This is a genomic window from Roseateles sp. (assembly GCF_036486225.1).
Taxonomy (GTDB): domain Bacteria; phylum Pseudomonadota; class Gammaproteobacteria; order Burkholderiales; family Burkholderiaceae_C; genus Roseateles.
Map to the genome: position 1 here is coordinate 1 of NZ_DASVNZ010000403.1, position 15580 is coordinate 15580.

Annotated in this window: 14 protein-coding genes, 1 tRNA gene and 1 pseudogene; 8 read left to right on the forward strand and 8 right to left on the reverse strand. The window is 67.5% G+C overall.

Going from position 1 to position 15580, the window contains the following annotated elements; translation table 11 throughout:
* Nucleotides 1-1147, reverse strand: a pseudogene (locus VF536_RS26190) (carbohydrate-binding protein); the annotation flags it as partial.
* A gap of 119 nt (nucleotides 1148-1266) precedes the next feature.
* Nucleotides 1267-1512: a hypothetical protein gene (locus tag VF536_RS26195; RefSeq protein ID WP_331617886.1), complete on the reverse strand. Its 246-nt coding sequence runs from the start codon at nucleotides 1510-1512 to the stop codon at nucleotides 1267-1269.
* A gap of 483 nt (nucleotides 1513-1995) precedes the next feature.
* On the opposite strand from VF536_RS26195, the gene VF536_RS26200 reads away from it, so the two are divergent.
* From VF536_RS26200 to VF536_RS26215, 4 genes are all read left to right on the forward strand, one after another.
* On the forward strand, nucleotides 1996-2610 hold the full coding sequence (locus VF536_RS26200) for a hypothetical protein (protein WP_331617887.1): 615 nt from the start codon (nucleotides 1996-1998) through the stop codon (nucleotides 2608-2610).
* Nucleotides 2611-2761: 151 nt separating this feature from the next.
* On the forward strand, nucleotides 2762-3505 hold the full coding sequence (locus VF536_RS26205; protein WP_331617888.1) for a hypothetical protein: 744 nt from the start codon (nucleotides 2762-2764) through the stop codon (nucleotides 3503-3505).
* Nucleotides 3506-3528: 23 nt separating this feature from the next.
* A complete protein-coding gene (locus VF536_RS26210) occupies nucleotides 3529-4596 on the forward strand; it encodes a hypothetical protein (protein ID WP_331617889.1) in 1068 nt (355 codons plus the stop codon).
* A 184-nt stretch (nucleotides 4597-4780) separates the two neighbouring features.
* On the forward strand, nucleotides 4781-5866 hold the full coding sequence (locus tag VF536_RS26215; protein ID WP_331617890.1) for a MauE/DoxX family redox-associated membrane protein: 1086 nt from the start codon (nucleotides 4781-4783) through the stop codon (nucleotides 5864-5866).
* 95 nt (nucleotides 5867-5961) lie between these two features.
* Here the strand turns inward: VF536_RS26215 and sodC are convergent, their stop codons facing one another.
* From sodC to VF536_RS26240, 5 genes are all read right to left on the reverse strand, one after another.
* A complete protein-coding gene (sodC, locus tag VF536_RS26220; protein WP_331617891.1) occupies nucleotides 5962-6489 on the reverse strand; it encodes a superoxide dismutase [Cu-Zn] SodC in 528 nt (175 codons plus the stop codon).
* A 71-nt stretch (nucleotides 6490-6560) separates the two neighbouring features.
* A complete protein-coding gene (locus VF536_RS26225) occupies nucleotides 6561-7187 on the reverse strand; it encodes a LysE family translocator (RefSeq protein WP_331617892.1) in 627 nt (208 codons plus the stop codon).
* Nucleotides 7188-7292: 105 nt separating this feature from the next.
* Nucleotides 7293-7383, reverse strand: a tRNA-Ser gene (locus tag VF536_RS26230).
* A gap of 91 nt (nucleotides 7384-7474) precedes the next feature.
* Nucleotides 7475-8401: an SPFH domain-containing protein gene (locus VF536_RS26235; protein ID WP_067274606.1), complete on the reverse strand. Its 927-nt coding sequence runs from the start codon at nucleotides 8399-8401 to the stop codon at nucleotides 7475-7477.
* A 59-nt stretch (nucleotides 8402-8460) separates the two neighbouring features.
* Nucleotides 8461-8892, reverse strand: coding sequence for an NfeD family protein (locus VF536_RS26240; RefSeq protein ID WP_331617893.1), 432 nt, complete (start codon nucleotides 8890-8892; stop codon nucleotides 8461-8463).
* A gap of 278 nt (nucleotides 8893-9170) precedes the next feature.
* Between VF536_RS26240 and VF536_RS26245 the strand changes: the two genes are divergently transcribed.
* Nucleotides 9171-11450: an arginine/lysine/ornithine decarboxylase gene (locus VF536_RS26245; protein ID WP_331617894.1), complete on the forward strand. Its 2280-nt coding sequence runs from the start codon at nucleotides 9171-9173 to the stop codon at nucleotides 11448-11450.
* A 164-nt stretch (nucleotides 11451-11614) separates the two neighbouring features.
* Here VF536_RS26245 and fabI read toward each other — a convergent pair whose 3' ends face one another.
* The gene (fabI, locus tag VF536_RS26250) at nucleotides 11615-12397 is read right to left on the reverse strand and encodes an enoyl-ACP reductase FabI (RefSeq protein ID WP_088403772.1); all 783 of its coding nucleotides are present in this window, start codon (nucleotides 12395-12397) and stop codon (nucleotides 11615-11617) included.
* 127 nt (nucleotides 12398-12524) lie between these two features.
* Between fabI and rimP the strand changes: the two genes are divergently transcribed.
* The 3 genes from rimP to VF536_RS26265 all read left to right on the forward strand — a co-directional run.
* The gene (gene rimP, locus VF536_RS26255) at nucleotides 12525-13286 is read left to right on the forward strand and encodes a ribosome maturation factor RimP (RefSeq protein ID WP_331617895.1); all 762 of its coding nucleotides are present in this window, start codon (nucleotides 12525-12527) and stop codon (nucleotides 13284-13286) included.
* Nucleotides 13283-14761, forward strand: coding sequence for a transcription termination factor NusA (gene nusA / locus VF536_RS26260; protein ID WP_297528754.1), 1479 nt, complete (start codon nucleotides 13283-13285; stop codon nucleotides 14759-14761). The genes rimP and nusA overlap by 4 nt, the downstream gene beginning before the upstream one ends.
* An 80-nt stretch (nucleotides 14762-14841) precedes the next feature.
* Nucleotides 14842-15580 (forward strand): translation initiation factor IF-2 associated domain-containing protein (locus tag VF536_RS26265; RefSeq protein ID WP_331617896.1); only part of this gene is annotated, 739 nt, incomplete at its 3' end.

Sequence of the window (15580 nt, forward strand, 5' to 3'; positions counted from 1 at the left end):
GCCAGCGGCGCTCGCGCAGGCCCAGCGCCGCCAGCAGCGTCGGCCGGCCGGCGCCCCGCCACCAGTAGACCGGCGCGCTGCGGCGATCGGGTTCACCGTCCTCCGGCGGGCCGGCGCGTTGCGTCAGTTCCAGCAGCAGGCGGGCGATGTCGAGTTCGCTCTTCTCGCACTTGCGCGCGAGCTCCTCGATCTCGTGCAGCGTCATGTCCTGCGTGTCCGCGGCCTCGGCGGCGAACACCGGCGACTCCCCCAGCGTCTGCATCACCGGACTGACAGCCTGGATCAGCCGTCGCCAGTCCGTCTGGTCGATGTGGCGCAGCGCGGTGATCGCGTTGCGGATGCTCTGCAGATCCCGGATCGATTCGTCCTGTTGCCGCGCGAGGGCCTGCGCGGGCGCGGGTTGCCGCGTGCTCAGCCAGGCGGCCAGCTCACCCATCAGCGGTTGCGGCAGTTCCTCGAGGCGATGATCGAGCTGCAGCCAGAAGGCCTCGACGACGCCGCGTTCCTTCATGCGCGGCTCCAGCCGCGTGATCGCCTCGATGCCGGTGTCCGTCGGGTGGCCGTCGAACCAGTGGTGGACGACGTCGCGCGCGGCCTGCAGCGTCGCGAAGCGCTCTGCCAGCCGGCGCAGGTTCTCGACCAGCACCACGCGCAGCGTCGTCGGCAGCGCCCAGAGCTCGGCCAGCGACAGCGCCCGCTCTTCCTGATAGGCCCGCAGATAGGCCTTCAGCAACTCGGTGTCGAAACCGCCGTCGGTGTGCGCGACCCAGGCCCAGGCGACGCCGTAGATGCGGGGCAGGCCGGCCAGCGGCTCGTCGCGCAGGCGCGGCAGCAGCCGGAAGAAACCGCGCGGCAGGCCGCGTCGCACCTGGTGGGTCTGCTCGTCGATCAGTGCGGCGTTGTCCAGCAGCCATTTGCCGGCGGCGCCGAGGTGGCGGAAGTCGCGATGGCGCTTCTCGATCAGGCGCCGCGCCTGCTGCAGCATCGCGACGTTGTCGTCGAGCCGCGGGAAGAACTGGCCGGCGCCGGCCGTGCCCTGGATCGCCTGCGCTTGCGCGAGGCTGCGTCCGTGCTGCTCGAAACGCGCCTGACCGAAAAGCATCGATCGGACCGGCGGCTCGATCGTGCCGAGCGCCGGGTCGAGCAACGCAAGTTCTTCCGCAATTTCCGGGGGGATGGCTCCCCCCGGATCCGGAGAGCGGTCCGACGGAGCCCCCGACTCGGCCGTCGAGGAAAGTGCTGGGTCGTTCGCGCTCCGGATGTCGGTCATAGCCAGTGGGCGAACAGACCGAGGGTGATGGCGCTCAGGGCGGCGGTGGTGGCCAGGCGCGGCAATACGAGGCCACGTGCACGTTCAGCGAACAGCGCGAGGCCGAACCATCGCCCTCGGGCCTTCGCGCACTGCAGCAGATGGCGCTGCAACGCCTGGTCATAGAGATGCAGATGCGGGACGGCGGTGCCGACCGGGCCGACCTGGACGATCGGACGGAGCGGGCCGACTGGGCTGTTCATGGTGGGAACCTCTCTGCAAGTGGATGAAGCGGTCTGAAACCGGACGTATCTGCTTGGCAAGCCCCATGCCTGCGCAAGCATTCCGTCGGCCGCCGCTTTCATGGCCATCCACATACCCGTGCCAAGGCATGAATTCGAGCGCGATGTCAACCGCGCGGGAAGACCCTCCATGTCCCTGCTTTGTCCCCTGCAGGGACATCGACTGTCCCCTGCCTGTCACCCAGGCGATGGTCGTCGCTGTCCCTCCCGCCACTCGCGCGGCCGGGGCCTGGAATCCGCCCGATGTGGGACTCGAGGGGCGGCTTCAGAGGAGAACGAATGCGCCACAACCCCGATGAACACGGGCTTCGACGGCAGGCTGCCTCGAATGAGGGGGGCTGTCCCCGCTTAAGAGATAGGGGGTGCGCGGGCCGTGTGTCGACTCCTAGACTTCGCAGCAATCGCATCGCAACAGGGGCGCCATCGGCGCACAGGAGGGTGACCATGCTCGCGACAACCTGGTTCCAGAGAAGTGGACACGTCGGTGCCCGACTCCTGGCAAGAGGCGTCCTCCTGGCAGCTTCCGTGGCGGGCCTGCTCGGCCTGTCCGCGGTGCCAGCCGCCGCCGCGCCGATCACACTCACCACCACCCAGACCTCGGTGGTGCTGGACGCCGGCGACAGCTTCGTGATCACCGGCCAGATCACCAACGTCAGCGGCGGCCCGCTGCTGACCACCGACTTCTTCCTGTCCCTCAGCGGTTACCCGTTCCCGTTCGTGGACGTGACGCCGCTGCTGGGCGATCCCGAAATCGTGATCCCGGACCGCACCATCAGCCCGGTGCTGGACCTGCTGATGATCGCGACGCTGCCGGACATCCTCGCGGACCTGAACTTCAACCTCTCCATCCTGCTGTCGGACATCAACGGCAACTTCGCCGACGAGGTGTCCGTGGCGGTGACGGTGCGTGCCGCGGCGGCCAGCGAAGTGCCTGAACCCGGCACGCTCGCCCTGGCGCTGATCGCGCTGGCGCCGCTGGTGATGCGTCGCGCCGGACGTAGTGCGGGCTCTTCCGGCGCGTCCGCGACGCTGTCCCCGGCACCACTCGTCGGAACCTGAGAACGGACGGTCGGCGGACATCGCGCCGCCGGCCGGTTTCCTCTCCCGTCTCCCGCAGCGACCGGCCAACAGCCCTCAGGCATCAGGCGGACGCGCCCGGACATGACGGGTCCACATCGACTCTCTCTTCGAGACATCACAAGGGGCAGGCATGGCCACAGTCGTCTCCGCGCGCGTGACCCTCGGCGCGCCATTCATCCAGCGCTTCGCCGGTCAGGTGAGGTTGAACATCCCGTTGATGAACATCGGCGAATCGGCGCTGCAAGGCGTGCAGATCACGAGCATCACCTACGGCAGCGCGACGCGGCAGAGTCCGCCCAACGCGCCCATCGTGCTGGGCACGCTCGGGGCCTCGTCGTCCACGACCTTCGCCGGGCGCTTCTCCGACGCTGGGCTGGTGGACAACGCGAACCTGCTGCTGACGGTGCGCGGGTCCTACGTCGTCGCCGGCGTGGCCTACGGCCTCACGGTCAGCCGCTACGTGCGGGTGCCGGCGGCGGGGAGCTTCCCGGCCGACGAGCTGCGCGCCTCGCTCGCGGTCACGACCACGCCCAACTACTGGAGCTACGCGCTGACCAACAACGAGTCGGCGGGCAGCGGGCAGTACATCGCGACGCTGTCGCTGTCGGTGAACGCGCCGGTGACGGTGACCGGCACGCCGGCGGGCTGGGAAGCGGACACCGACGGCATGACCTACGTGACCTGGGTCGCCTCGGACCTGGTGCCGCCGTATCCGAATCACGTGGCGCCGGGGGCGACCTTGTCCGGGTTCCAGCTGATGAGCCCGCGCACGGGCTCCGAATCGACCGGCGCGAGCCTGGTCGCCTGGGACCACGCGGCCGACGACGCCGGCAAGGTGTCCGCCGACTACACGCTGACGCCGTCGCGCGCCTGAGCGGCGCCAGCAAGGAGTGATCCATGACAGAACGCACCTTCGGTTTCGGGCAACGCGTCGCGGCGCTCTTGCGGCGCGGCATGGGCGGTTTCTCCGCCAGCGATTCGCCCGCCCTGCGATCGGATGACGCCATCGACCTCCAGGGACACCTGGCGGACAACGCCTTCGACAACTTCACCCGCTCGCTGGGCAGCCAGGGCTCGCGCCGCGACGTGCTGAAAGTGTCGGTGCTGGGCGTGTTCTCCACGCTGGCCGGCGGCCTGCTGCCGCGCACGGCGCAGGCGGCGGCGGACTGCCTGTGCGGCCGCCAGCTCTACGACCCGGCGCTGCAATGCTGCCTGCCCAGCGGCGCCATCGCCAACAAGCATCCGGTGGCGGACCTCGCGGCCTGCCCCAACAAGGTCGCGCACCCCGGCTACAGCTGCACGCCCAACGGCTGCGGCGCGGCGGGCGGCACGCAGTTCCCGTCGCAATACGGCGCGGCCAGCTTCCTCGGCTGCTGCAACGGCCACGACTGCTGCTACGGCGAGTGCAACCAGGGCAAGGCCGGTTGCGACAACACCTTCTACAGCTGCATGACGAGCTCCTGTGATGCGGCGTATCCGGTCAACCTGGTTCCGGTCGGGCCGATCACGGTGGACAGCAACAAGATCAAGCGCGGCGCCTGCAAGGCGGCGGCGGGGGCGTACTACCAGGCGGTCAACAACGCCGGCGGCGATGCCTTCACCGCGGCGCAGCAGGCCGGTTGCGATTGCTGCGGCACGCAGCCTTGCCCGACTTGCCCCGGCGGCACCTGCGGCGCCTTGCCGAGTTGCCAGGACCCGGGTTGCGTCTGCTTCCAGACCATCGAGGGCCGCGGCTTCTGCCATCTGCCGCAGTCGTGCGCGGGATTGCCGACCTGCTCGTCCTCCGCGGGTTGCCCGTCCGGATGGGCCTGCGTCAGCGTGACCTGCTGCGGCTCGACGCCGATCTGCATCCGACCCTGCTTCGTGGTCGGGTCGAGTCTGGCGAGCCGCTCCGCGTCGGTCCCAAGCTTCGGCATGACGACGGCGGGTCCGGCGCAGGGCTCGGGCGAGATGCGGGCGAAATAACCGCGATCACCGCAAGCAACGCCTCGATCGCGACGGCCCGGCGGGTCGGCGATCGGGAAGTCGATCAGCGCCTCGCTTCGCGATTGCGGTCGCGACGCAGGGCGCCGTCATTTCGCCCGGCCACTCGGCCGGGCACAACCATTGGTGGCGACACCAGACATCGGAACGGGAAGGGAGACGCATCGTGGACATCCTGATCGTGTTGGGGGGCTGGTTCCTGGCGGGCGTGTTCGCGCTCGCGGCGTGGTCCAAGCTCGCGGAGCCGGATGCGACCGCGCAGGCGCTGCGCAGCTTCGGCGTGCCGGCGTCGCTGGCGCGCTCCGGCGCCTGGCTGCTGCCGCTGCTGGAGTTCGCGGTGGCCTTGCTGGTGGTGCTGCCGTGGGCGCCGGCGCTGGGCATCGCGCTGGCCGCCGGCCTGCTGGCTGTCTTTGCCGCGGCGATGGCGGTGCAGCTGGCGCAGGGCAACAAGCCCTCGTGCAACTGCTTCGGGCAGACGCGTTCGCAGCCGATCTCGTGGGCTAGCGTCGTACGCAACGGCCTGCTGGTCGCGCTCGCGGCCTGGCTGCTGGCCAGTGCGTTGGCGGTCGAAGGGGCGGCATCGTTGACCGGCACGCTGGTCTCGGGCGGGCGGGGTCAGGTCTTGCTCTCCACCGTGCTGGTCCTGGCGGTGGGGCTGCTGGGCTGGCTGGTCCTGCACCTGGCGCGGCAGCAGGGGCGTCTGCTGCTGAAGATCGATCACCTGGAGCTGCGGCTGCAGTCGCTGGGCATCGAGCCCGCGGGCGGCGTGCCCAGCCTGGAGACGCTGGTGTCCAACCAGGTGCTGCATGTCGGCCAGGCCGCGCCGGCCTTCGCCGCGACTACCGTGGCGGGCAACACGCGCACGCTGGCGGACTACGTCGCGCAGTCGGGCTCGCAGTTGCTGGTCTTCGTCGGACCGCAATGCGCGCCGTGTCACGAGGTCATGAAGGAGATGGCGTCCTGGCGCCGTCAGGACGGCGAGCCCGTGCACTGGCTGACCATCAGCAGCGGCAGCGCCGAATCGAACCGCACGACCTTCAACAACCTCGCGCCGGATCGCGTGGTGCTCCAGTCGGGGCAGGACATCAACCAGCTCTTCGGCGTGATCGCCACGCCGAGCGCACTGTGGGTGGGCGCCGACGGCCGTATCCTGAGCACGGTGGCAGTGGGCCGCGACGCGATCCGCGCGTTGTACGACGCGCCGGTGCTGTCGCATGGCGACGCGCACGCGTTGCCGCTGGCCTCGGCGTGATCGGCCTGCCCCGGCACCTGCCGGGGTGGCCGGTTCAGCTCACCAGGATCCGCTGATCAGCGGATCTTCAGGTCGACGAGTCGCAGAGTCGACGCTCACTGGATCACGCCGCAGGCGATGCGCGCGCCGCCTCCGCCGAGCGGCGCCGGGTGGTCGGCGTGGTTGTCGCCGCCCGCGTGGACCATCAGCGCATGTCCCTTCACGTCCGCCAGCTTGAGGCGCGGCGCGAGCACGGGCTGGGTCGCTTCACCTTCCGCGTTGACGAACAGCGGTGGCAGATCGCCCAGGTGGCCGTCGCCCCAGGGCTCGCCGTGCTTGCCCGACTTCTTCGGATCGAAATGGCCGCCGGCCGCTTCGGCCGGGGAGGGCTTGCCGTCCTTGTCCGCGGCGGCGCAGGAAGGATTGGCATGCACGTGGAAGCCGTGCAGCCCTGGCGGCAGGCCGGTGAGCTTGGGCGTGAAGACGAGGCCGTACTTCGTGTCTTCCATCGTGACGGTGCCGACCGGGCCGGCTTCGCCTTGCGGGGTGGCGACCTTCAAGGTCACGGAGGCTGGCGCGGCGAGCGCGGCGGTCACGGGCAGGCAGGCCACGAGGGCGGCGGCCAGCAAGGGACGAAAGGTCATGCGAGTCTCCTGACGAAGGGGTGGGAACGGACGGCAATCCGTGTGCCGCATGCCCTCGTCCGGAGACGAATTCAGCGCGCCACGATCAGCCGCAGCCCCAGCGCCACGAACACCGCGCCGGCGATGCGGTCCAGCCACAGCCCTGCGCGCGGCTTGCGCTGCAGCCACTGGCCGATCGCGCCGGCGAAGTAGCCCAGCAGCCCGAACAGCACCGCCGCCTGCAGCGTGAAGGTCAGTCCGAGCAGGGTCGTCTGCGCCGCCACGTGCCCTTGCGCGGGCACGACGAACTGCGGCAGGAAGGACAGGAAGAAGAGCACGACCTTTGGGTTGATCGCGTTGGCGAAGACGCCCTTGAAGAACAGGCGCACCAGCGAATCCTCGACCTGCGACGCGTCGCCGACCGTCGCCCCGCCGCGGCTGCGCAACGCCTTGAAACCGAGCCAGATGAGGTAGAGCCCGCCGCAGACCTTCAATGCGGTGAAGGCCACCGGCGACGCCGCGATCAGCGCGCTGACGCCGATCGCCGCCAGCACGGTATGGCTCAGGCAGCCGAGCGCGCACCCGAGGCCGAAGACCATGCCGTGACGGCGGCCCTTCGAGATGCCCATGCCGAGCACCATCAGGTTGTCGGGGCCCGGCGACGCCGTGATCAAGGTGGCGGCGAGCAGGAAACCGAAGAATTGTTCGAAGGTCAGCATGGGCGGGATGATAGGCCGCCCGGGCGCCTTCGCCGATGCGAGCCCGCGAGGAGCCCGGAAAAGCAAACGGGCCTCGATCACTCGAGGCCCGTTGTGCTGGAAGTCTGGCGGAGAGAGAGGGATTCGAACCCTCGGTAGGCTATTAACCTACACACGCTTTCCAGGCGTGCGACTTAAACCGCTCATCCATCTCTCCGAAGCCCGCCATCATAGCGCAGATTTCTGGCCCCGAATCAAACTTGCGGAGCACTTTGCCGCCGGTGGCGGGGAGGGGGCAGGTTGTGCCCTCAACGGCCCGGCTGGATCACCTTGTCGCTCTTGATCAGCGCCATCGCCGTGCCGATCAGGCCCGAGACCTCGCTCATGTTGGCCGGCACGATCATGGTGTTGTTCTTCTGGGCCAGCTGCGAGAAGGCCTCGACCGCCTTCTCCGCGACTTTCAGCTGTACCGCGTCGCTGCCGCCGGGCTGCTGGATCGCGGCCGCGACCTTGCGGATCGCCTCGGCGCTCGCCTCCGCCACGGACAGGATGGCCGCGGCCTCGCCCTGCGCCTTGTTGATCTCGGCCTGCTTCTCGCCCTCGGAGCGGGCGATCGCCGCCTCGCGCTCGCCGGTGGCGATGTTGATCTGCTCCTGGCGACGGCCTTCCGAGGCCGCGATCAGCGCGCGCTTCTCGCGCTCCGCCGTGATCTGCGCCTGCATCGAGCGCAGGATCTCCGCCGGCGGCGTCAGGTCCTTGATCTCGTAGCGCAGCACCTTCACGCCCCAGTTCAGCGCCGCCTCGTCCAGGGCCTGCACGACGGAGCTGTTGATCACGTCGCGCTCCTCGAAGGTCCGGTCCAGCTCCATGCGGCCGATCACCGAGCGCAGCGTCGTCTGCGCCAGCTGCGTGATCGCGATGATGTAGTTGCTCGAGCCGTAGCTGGCGCGCATCGCGTCCGTCACCTGGAAGTACAGGATGCCGTCCACCGTCAGCTGGGTGTTGTCGCGCGTGATGCAGACCTGGCTGGGCACGTCCAGCGGGATCTCCTTGAGCGAATGCTTGTAGGCCAGCCGGTCCACGAAGGGCACCAGGATGTTCAGGCCGGGCGTCAGCGTGCCGTGGTACTTGCCGAGCCGTTCCACGACCCAGGCGTTCTGCTGGGGCACCACCTTCACCGACTGGATGACGAAGACGATGGCGACGATCAAGATGACCAGGGCGATGATTTCCATGAGCGGGGGTCTCCTCCGGGGATTGAAACGAAAACGGGTTCAGGCGGGTTCAGGCCGGTTCAGGCGGGCTCGACGAGCAGGCAGCTGCCCTCGACAGCCCGGATGACATGGCGGCCGACGGCGGGCATGCCGGTGCCGACGAAACGCGCCTGCCAGGCGGCGCCGCGGTAGCGGACCTCGGCGGTGCCGTCGGCGCGCCAGTGCGCGACCTCCAGGCTCTGGCCGATGTCGAGGTTGACGTTGGGGTTCTCCGCGGCCGGCAGTCTGGGATGGCGACGCAGGCGCAGATGCCACCAGGTCACCGCGCCGCCGCCGATCGCCGCGGCGATGACCAGTTGCGCCCAGAACGGCCCGCCGACGTGGGCGGTCAATGCCGCCGCGGCGGCGCCGAGCGCCAGCATCAAGAGATAGAACGTCGTGCCCGTCGCGAGCTCCGCCGCCACCAGCACGCCGCAGATCACCCACCACCAGGTGGCGAGACTCCAGTCCATCGATTCCTCCTAGCTGCATGCCGGACGATCCGTGATTCGCCCGGTCCTTCGAGTCGGGTCAGTGTACGCCCGGGGTCGGTGCTTGCCAGGGCGCTCCAAAGGGGGCCTGCCTCCTGCTTTTCCGGGCTATCGCCGTGTCATGGACGGGCCATTGACGGAGCGCGGACGGCATGGCCGTTCTGTTTCTGCGACAACGCCCGATCAACACTTGCGTGACACGGCTGTAGCCCTACACTTCGCGCCTTTCTTGTTTGACCTGCCCCGATCCGGAGGCCTCCATGACGCCGCGTTTCCGCTTTCCCATCGTCATCATCGACGAGGACTATCGCTCCGAGAACACCTCGGGTTTGGGCATCCGCGCGCTCGCGGAGGCCATACAGAAAGAGGGCTTCGAGGTCCTGGGCGTCACGAGCTACGGCGACCTGAGCCAGTTCGCGCAGCAGCAGAGCCGCGCCAGCGCCTTCATCCTGTCGATCGACGACGAGGAGTTCTCCGGCAACGGCGACGGCGCCGAGCTGGACCCGGCTGTCCTGAACCTGCGCAAGTTCATCCAGGAGATCCGCTTCAAGAATGCGGACATCCCCATCTACGTGTACGGCGAGACGCGGACCTCGCAGCATCTGCCCAATGACGTCCTGCGCGAGCTGCACGGCTTCATCCACATGTTCGAGGACACGCCCGAATTCGTGGCGCGTCACATCATCCGCGAGTCGAGAAGCTACCTCGACGGCCTGGCGCCGCCCTTCTTCAAGGCGCTGATGGCCTATGCGCAGGACGGTTCCTATTCGTGGCACTGCCCGGGACACTCCGGCGGCGTGGCCTTCCTGAAGAGCCCGGTCGGCCAGATGTTCCACCAGTTCTTCGGCGAGAACATGCTGCGCGCCGACGTCTGCAACGCGGTCGAGGAACTCGGGCAACTGCTGGACCACACCGGCCCGGTCGCCGAGAGCGAGAAGAATGCCGCCCGCATCTTCAATGCGGACCATTGCTTCTTCGTCACCAACGGCACCTCGACATCCAACAAGATGGTCTGGCACCACACGGTGGCGCCGGGCGATATCGTGGTCGTGGACCGCAACTGCCACAAGTCCATCCTGCACAGCATCATCATGACCGGCGCGGTGCCGGTCTTCATGACGCCCACGCGCAACCACTACGGCATCATCGGCCCGATCCCGGAGAGCGAGTTCTCGGCCGAGACCATCCGCAAGAAGATCGCCAAGAACCCGCTGCTCAAGGGCGTGGACGCGAAGAAGGCCAAGCCGCGGATCATGACCCTGACGCAGAGCACCTACGACGGCGTGCTCTACAACACCGAGACCATCAAGTCCAAGCTGGACGGCTGGATCGACACGCTGCACTTCGACGAGGCATGGCTGCCGCACGCGGCCTTCCACAACTTCTACGGCTCGTACCACGCGATGGGCAAGCACCGTCCGCGTCCGAAGACCGCGATGGTCTATGCCACGCAGTCCACGCACAAGCTGCTGGCCGGCATCTCGCAGGCCTCGCAGGTGCTGGTGCAGGACTCGCAGAACGTCAAGCTGGACAAGCACCTGTTCAACGAGGCGTACCTGATGCACACCTCGACCAGCCCGCAGTACTCGATCATCGCCAGCTGCGACGTCGCGGCCGCGATGATGGAACCTCCCGGCGGCACGGCGCTGGTGGAGGAGTCCATCAGCGAGGCGCTGGACTTCCGCCGCGCGATGCGCAAGGTCGAGAAGGACTACGGCAAGGACTGGTGGTTCAAGGTCTGGGGCCCGGACAAGCTGGCGACCGACGGCATCGGCAAGGCGGCCGACTGGATGCTCAAGGCCAACGAGAAGTGGCACGGCTTCGGCCCGATCGAGGCCGGCTTCAACATGCTGGATCCGATCAAGTCCACGGTCATCACGCCGGGGCTGGACATGAGCGGCAAGTTCGCCAAGACCGGCATCCCGGCCAGCATCGTCACCAAGTTCCTGGCCGAGCACGGTGTGGTGGTGGAGAAGACGGGGCTGTACTCGTTCTTCATCATGTTCACCATCGGCATCACCAAGGGCCGCTGGAACACGCTGCTGACCGCGCTGCAGCAGTTCAAGGACGACTACGACCGCAACGCGCCGATCTGGCGCATCCTGCCGGACTTCGTGGCCGCGTTCCCGCGCTATGAGCGCATGGGCCTGCGCGACCTGAGCCAGAGCGTGCACGAGGCCTATGCCTCGGGCGACATCGCGCGCCTGACGACCGAGGTCTACCTGTCCGAGCTGGAGCCGGCGATGAAGCCGTCTGATGCGTATGCGCACATCGCGCATCGCAAGACGGAGCGCGTCGAGATCGACAAGCTCGAAGGTCGTGTCACGACCGCGCTGCTGACGCCGTATCCCCCGGGCATCCCGCTGCTGATCCCGGGTGAGCGCTTCAACAAGCGCATCGTCGACTACCTGAAGTTCACCAGAGACTTCAACGCCAAGTTCCCGGGCTTCGCCACCGACGTCCACGGGCTCGTGGCGGAGAAGGGCGAAGATGGCGTCACGCGCTACTACGTGGACTGCGTGATCGACACGAAGAAGTAACCTGCGCCCCACAAACGCAAACAGGCCCCGAGGGGCCTGTTTTCGCTCGTGAACCTCAGTCGGAGCCGGCGGAAGCCGGGCCGGGGTCGACGATTTGTGGAGCCCGCGAGACGTATGAGGAGACCCCGGCCCGGCTTCCGCTGGTGACCGGAGTCAGCCGACTCTCACTCTGTCCCGGCCATTGCCCCGTGGCTGAAGCCGCCGTCCACGTAGACGATTTCCGAGCTGATGCCGCCCGCCAGGTCCGACAGCAGGAAGGCGGCGGTGTTGCCGACGTCTTCGATCGTGACGTTGCGCTTGATGGCGGCGCTGTCGGCGAACTGCTTGAGCAGCTTGCCGAAGTCCTTGATGCCCGAGGCGGCCAGCGTCTTGATGGGGCCGGCGGAGATGCCGTTCACCCGGATGCCCTTGCCGCCCAGGCCGTAGGCCAGGTAGCGCACGCTGGCTTCCAGCGAGGCCTTGGCCAGGCCCATCGTGTTGTAGTTGGGAACGAAGCGGTCCGCCCCCAGATAGGACAGGGTCAGCAGGGCCGAGCCGGCGCGCAGGCGCGGCTGGGCGGCCTTGGCCATGGCCGGGAAGCTATAGGCGGAGATGTCGTGCGCGATGCGGAAGTTCTCGCGCGTCATGCCGTCCAGGAATTCGCCGGCGATCGCCTCGCGCGGCGCGAAACCGATGGAATGGACGAAACCGTCGAATTCCGGCCAGTGCTGGCCGAGGTCCTCGAACAGGCGATCGATCTGGGCGTCGTCGCTCACGTCGCAATCGAACACCAGTTTGGAGTCGAATTCGGCGGCGAATTCGGTGATGCGATCCTTGAAGCGCTCGCCCTGGTAGCTGAAGGCCAGTTCAGCGCCTTCGCGGTGGCAGGCCTTGGCGATGCCGTAGGCGATCGAGCGGTTGGACAGCACGCCCGTGATCAGCAGTCGCTTGCCAGCGAGAAATCCCATGTCTGCTCCTGGTATTCATAGATTCGAGGGAGGCCGGGATTCTCGCACGCCACGCTGTGACGGATGACGCAGCCTTGTCGGCATGCTGTTTGCATAGTACACTTCTAGCTTCGCTGAAAAGTGAACGGTGGGCGGATTCATCCAGCCCATTTTTTTTGGCTGTTCCTACGAGCCCGTGACAGGGCAAATACCTTCGTCGATGAATTTGAGCTGGCAAGCCGTTGTTGAGAAAACCGTGACCGGGCTCGGTTACGAGGTGGTGGGCTGCGAACGCAGCGCCGGGGGCTTGCTGCGCGTGTACATCGACAAGCCGCTCGTGAACGGCCAGGAACCGGAGACGCCGGTCAACGTCGAGGATTGTGAGCGCGTCACGCGCCAGTTGCGTTACGTGATGGAAGTCGAGGAAGTCGACTATACGCGCCTGGAAGTGTCGACCCCCGGCCTCGACCGTCCGCTGAACACTGCCGGCGATTACGCCCGGTTCAACGGTCACGAAGTGGAAATCACATTGCGCGAGGCTTTCCAGGGTCGCAAGAAGTACCGGGGTGTCCTGGTCGCGGCCGAAGGCGTGGCGCAGGACGACTTTGCCGCGCTGGCGCAGAACACCGCCTGGCGCGTGATCTTCATGGACGGCAAGACCGAGCAGGTGCTGGACTTCGCGCTCGACGAAGTGCGTTCGGCAAAGCTGGTGCCGGAGATCGTTTTCAAGGGTCGCGCGTCGAAGTCGACGGGCGACGCTGCCGCGGATGCGGCAAAAAAGAACACGGGCTTGGCGCCCGGATCGGAATCGGCTGACGGAGCGGCTGCAAAGCCCAAGGCGTCGAAGAAGAAGAGCAATGCCAAGTCCCGGCAGACGGATGACAAGGTTGACGGAGGTCTCGATCAATGAACCGCGAACTGTTGATGCTGGTGGACGCCATCTCGCGCGAGAAGAGCGTGGAGCGCGATGTGGTGTTCGGCGCCGTTGAGGCGGCACTGGCTTCGGCCACCAAGAAGTTGTATGGCGGCGAGGTCGATATCCGCGTGGCCATCGATCGCGACACCGGCGAGTATGAGACCTTCCGCCGTTGGCACGTCGTGCCCAACGAGGCCGGCCTGCAGAACGCCGATTCCGAGATCCTGCTGTTCGAAGCGCAGGAGCAGATCGCCGACATCGAGGTCGACGACCACATCGAGGAAGGCGTCGAGTCCGTGCCGATCGGCCGGATCGGCGCGCAGGCCGCCAAGCAGGTCATCCTGCAGAAGATCCGTGACGCCGAACGCGAGCAGCTGCTGAACGACTTCATGTCGCGCGGCGAGCGCATCTTCGTCGGCACGGTCAAGCGCCTGGACAAGGGCGACATCATTGCCGAGTCGGGCCGCGTCGAAGGCCGTCTCAAGCGCAACGAGATGATCCCGAAGGAAAACCTGCGCACCGGCGACCGCGTCCGCGCGGTGATCCTGGGCATCGACCCGACGCAGCGCGGTCCGCAGATCATGCTGTCGCGCTCCTCGGGTGAGTTCATGAAGGAACTCTTCGCGCAGGAAGTGCCGGAGATCGAGCAGGGGCTGCTCGAGATCAAGAGCGCCGCCCGCGACGCCGGCAGCCGCGCCAAGATCGCCGTCGTCTCGTACGACAAGCGCGTCGACCCGATCGGCACCTGCGTCGGCGTGCGCGGTTCCCGCGTCAACGGCGTGACCAACGAGCTGGCCGGCGAGCGCGTGGACATCGTGCTGTGGTCGGAAGATCCGGCGCAGTTCGTGATCGGCGCGCTGGCCCCGGCCAACGTGCAGTCGATCGTCGTCGATGAAGAGCGCCACGCGATGGACGTCGTCGTCGACGAGGAGAACCTCGCGATCGCCATCGGCCGCGGCGGCCAGAACGTGCGTCTGGCCTCGGAGCTGACCGGCTGGAAGATCAACATCATGACCGCCGAGGAATCCGCCGCCAAGCAGGCCGAGGAATCCGACGGCGTGCGCAAGCTGTTCGTCGAGAAGCTGGACGTGGACGAGGAAGTCGCCGACATCCTGATCGCCGAAGGTTTTGCCTCGCTGGAAGAAGTCGCCTACGTTCCGATGCAGGAAATGCTCGAGATCGAGTCCTTCGACGAAGAGACCGTGAACGAGCTGCGCACCCGCGCCAAGGACGCTCTGCTGACGATGGAAATCGCCCGCGAAGAAAAGGTCGAGGAGGTCTCCCAGGACCTGCGCGACCTGGACGGCGTGACCCCCGAGCTGATCGCCAAGCTGGCGGCCGGCGACATCCATACCCGTGACGACCTGGCAGACCTGGCCGTTGACGAATTGGTCGAGATTTCGTCCCTGGACGAGGCAGCGGCACGCGCTTTGATCATGAAGGCGCGCGAGCACTGGTTCAACGCATAACGCCCGAGCAGACACGCTCTGAAGCGAATTCAAGCGAAACCAGACCGCTCCGCCCCACACAAGATTTAAGGATTTCAACAATGGCCGTGACCACCGTCGCCCAGCTGGCCGCAGAGCTCAACAGGCCTGCGACCACGTTGCTGGAGCAGCTCCAAGCTGCGGGCGTCAAGAAGGCGTCCGCCGAGGACACCTTGAACGAAAGCGACAAGGAACGTCTGCTGGATCACCTGCGCACCGCGCACGGGACCGCCGGCGGCGCCGAGCGCAAGAAGATCACGCTGACCCGCAAGTCCACCAGCGAGATCAAGCAGGCCGATGCCTCGGGCAAGGCGCGCACGATCCAGGTCGAGGTGCGCAAGAAGCGCGTCTTCGTGAAGCGCGAGGATGGTGTCGATGACGCCACCGCCGCCGCCGCCGAGGAAGCCGACCTGAAGCGCCGCGAGGAAGAAGTGCAGGCCCAGGCCGAAGCGCTGCGTCAGCAGGAAGAGGAACTCGCCCGCAAGGTCCGCGAGCGGGAGGAGGCCGAGCGCGCCGCTCGTGAAGCCGAAGAGAAGCGTCGCGAGGAAGAGCGCGCCGCGCGTGAAGCGGCTGAAGCTGCCGCCGCCGAAGCCGCGGCCAAGGCCGCCGCCGAAGCGGAAGCGCGCAAGATCGCCGACGCCGCCAAGTCCAAGGCCGAGAAGGCCGCGGACAAGGCCGCCGAGAAGGCCGCTGCCGCTGCTGCGCCCGCGCCGGCCCCGGTGGTCGCCGCGCCGGTGCCGGCACCGGCTCCGGTCGAACCCGCCAAACCCGTGCTGCGCGTGGTGAAGGCCGCGGACGTCG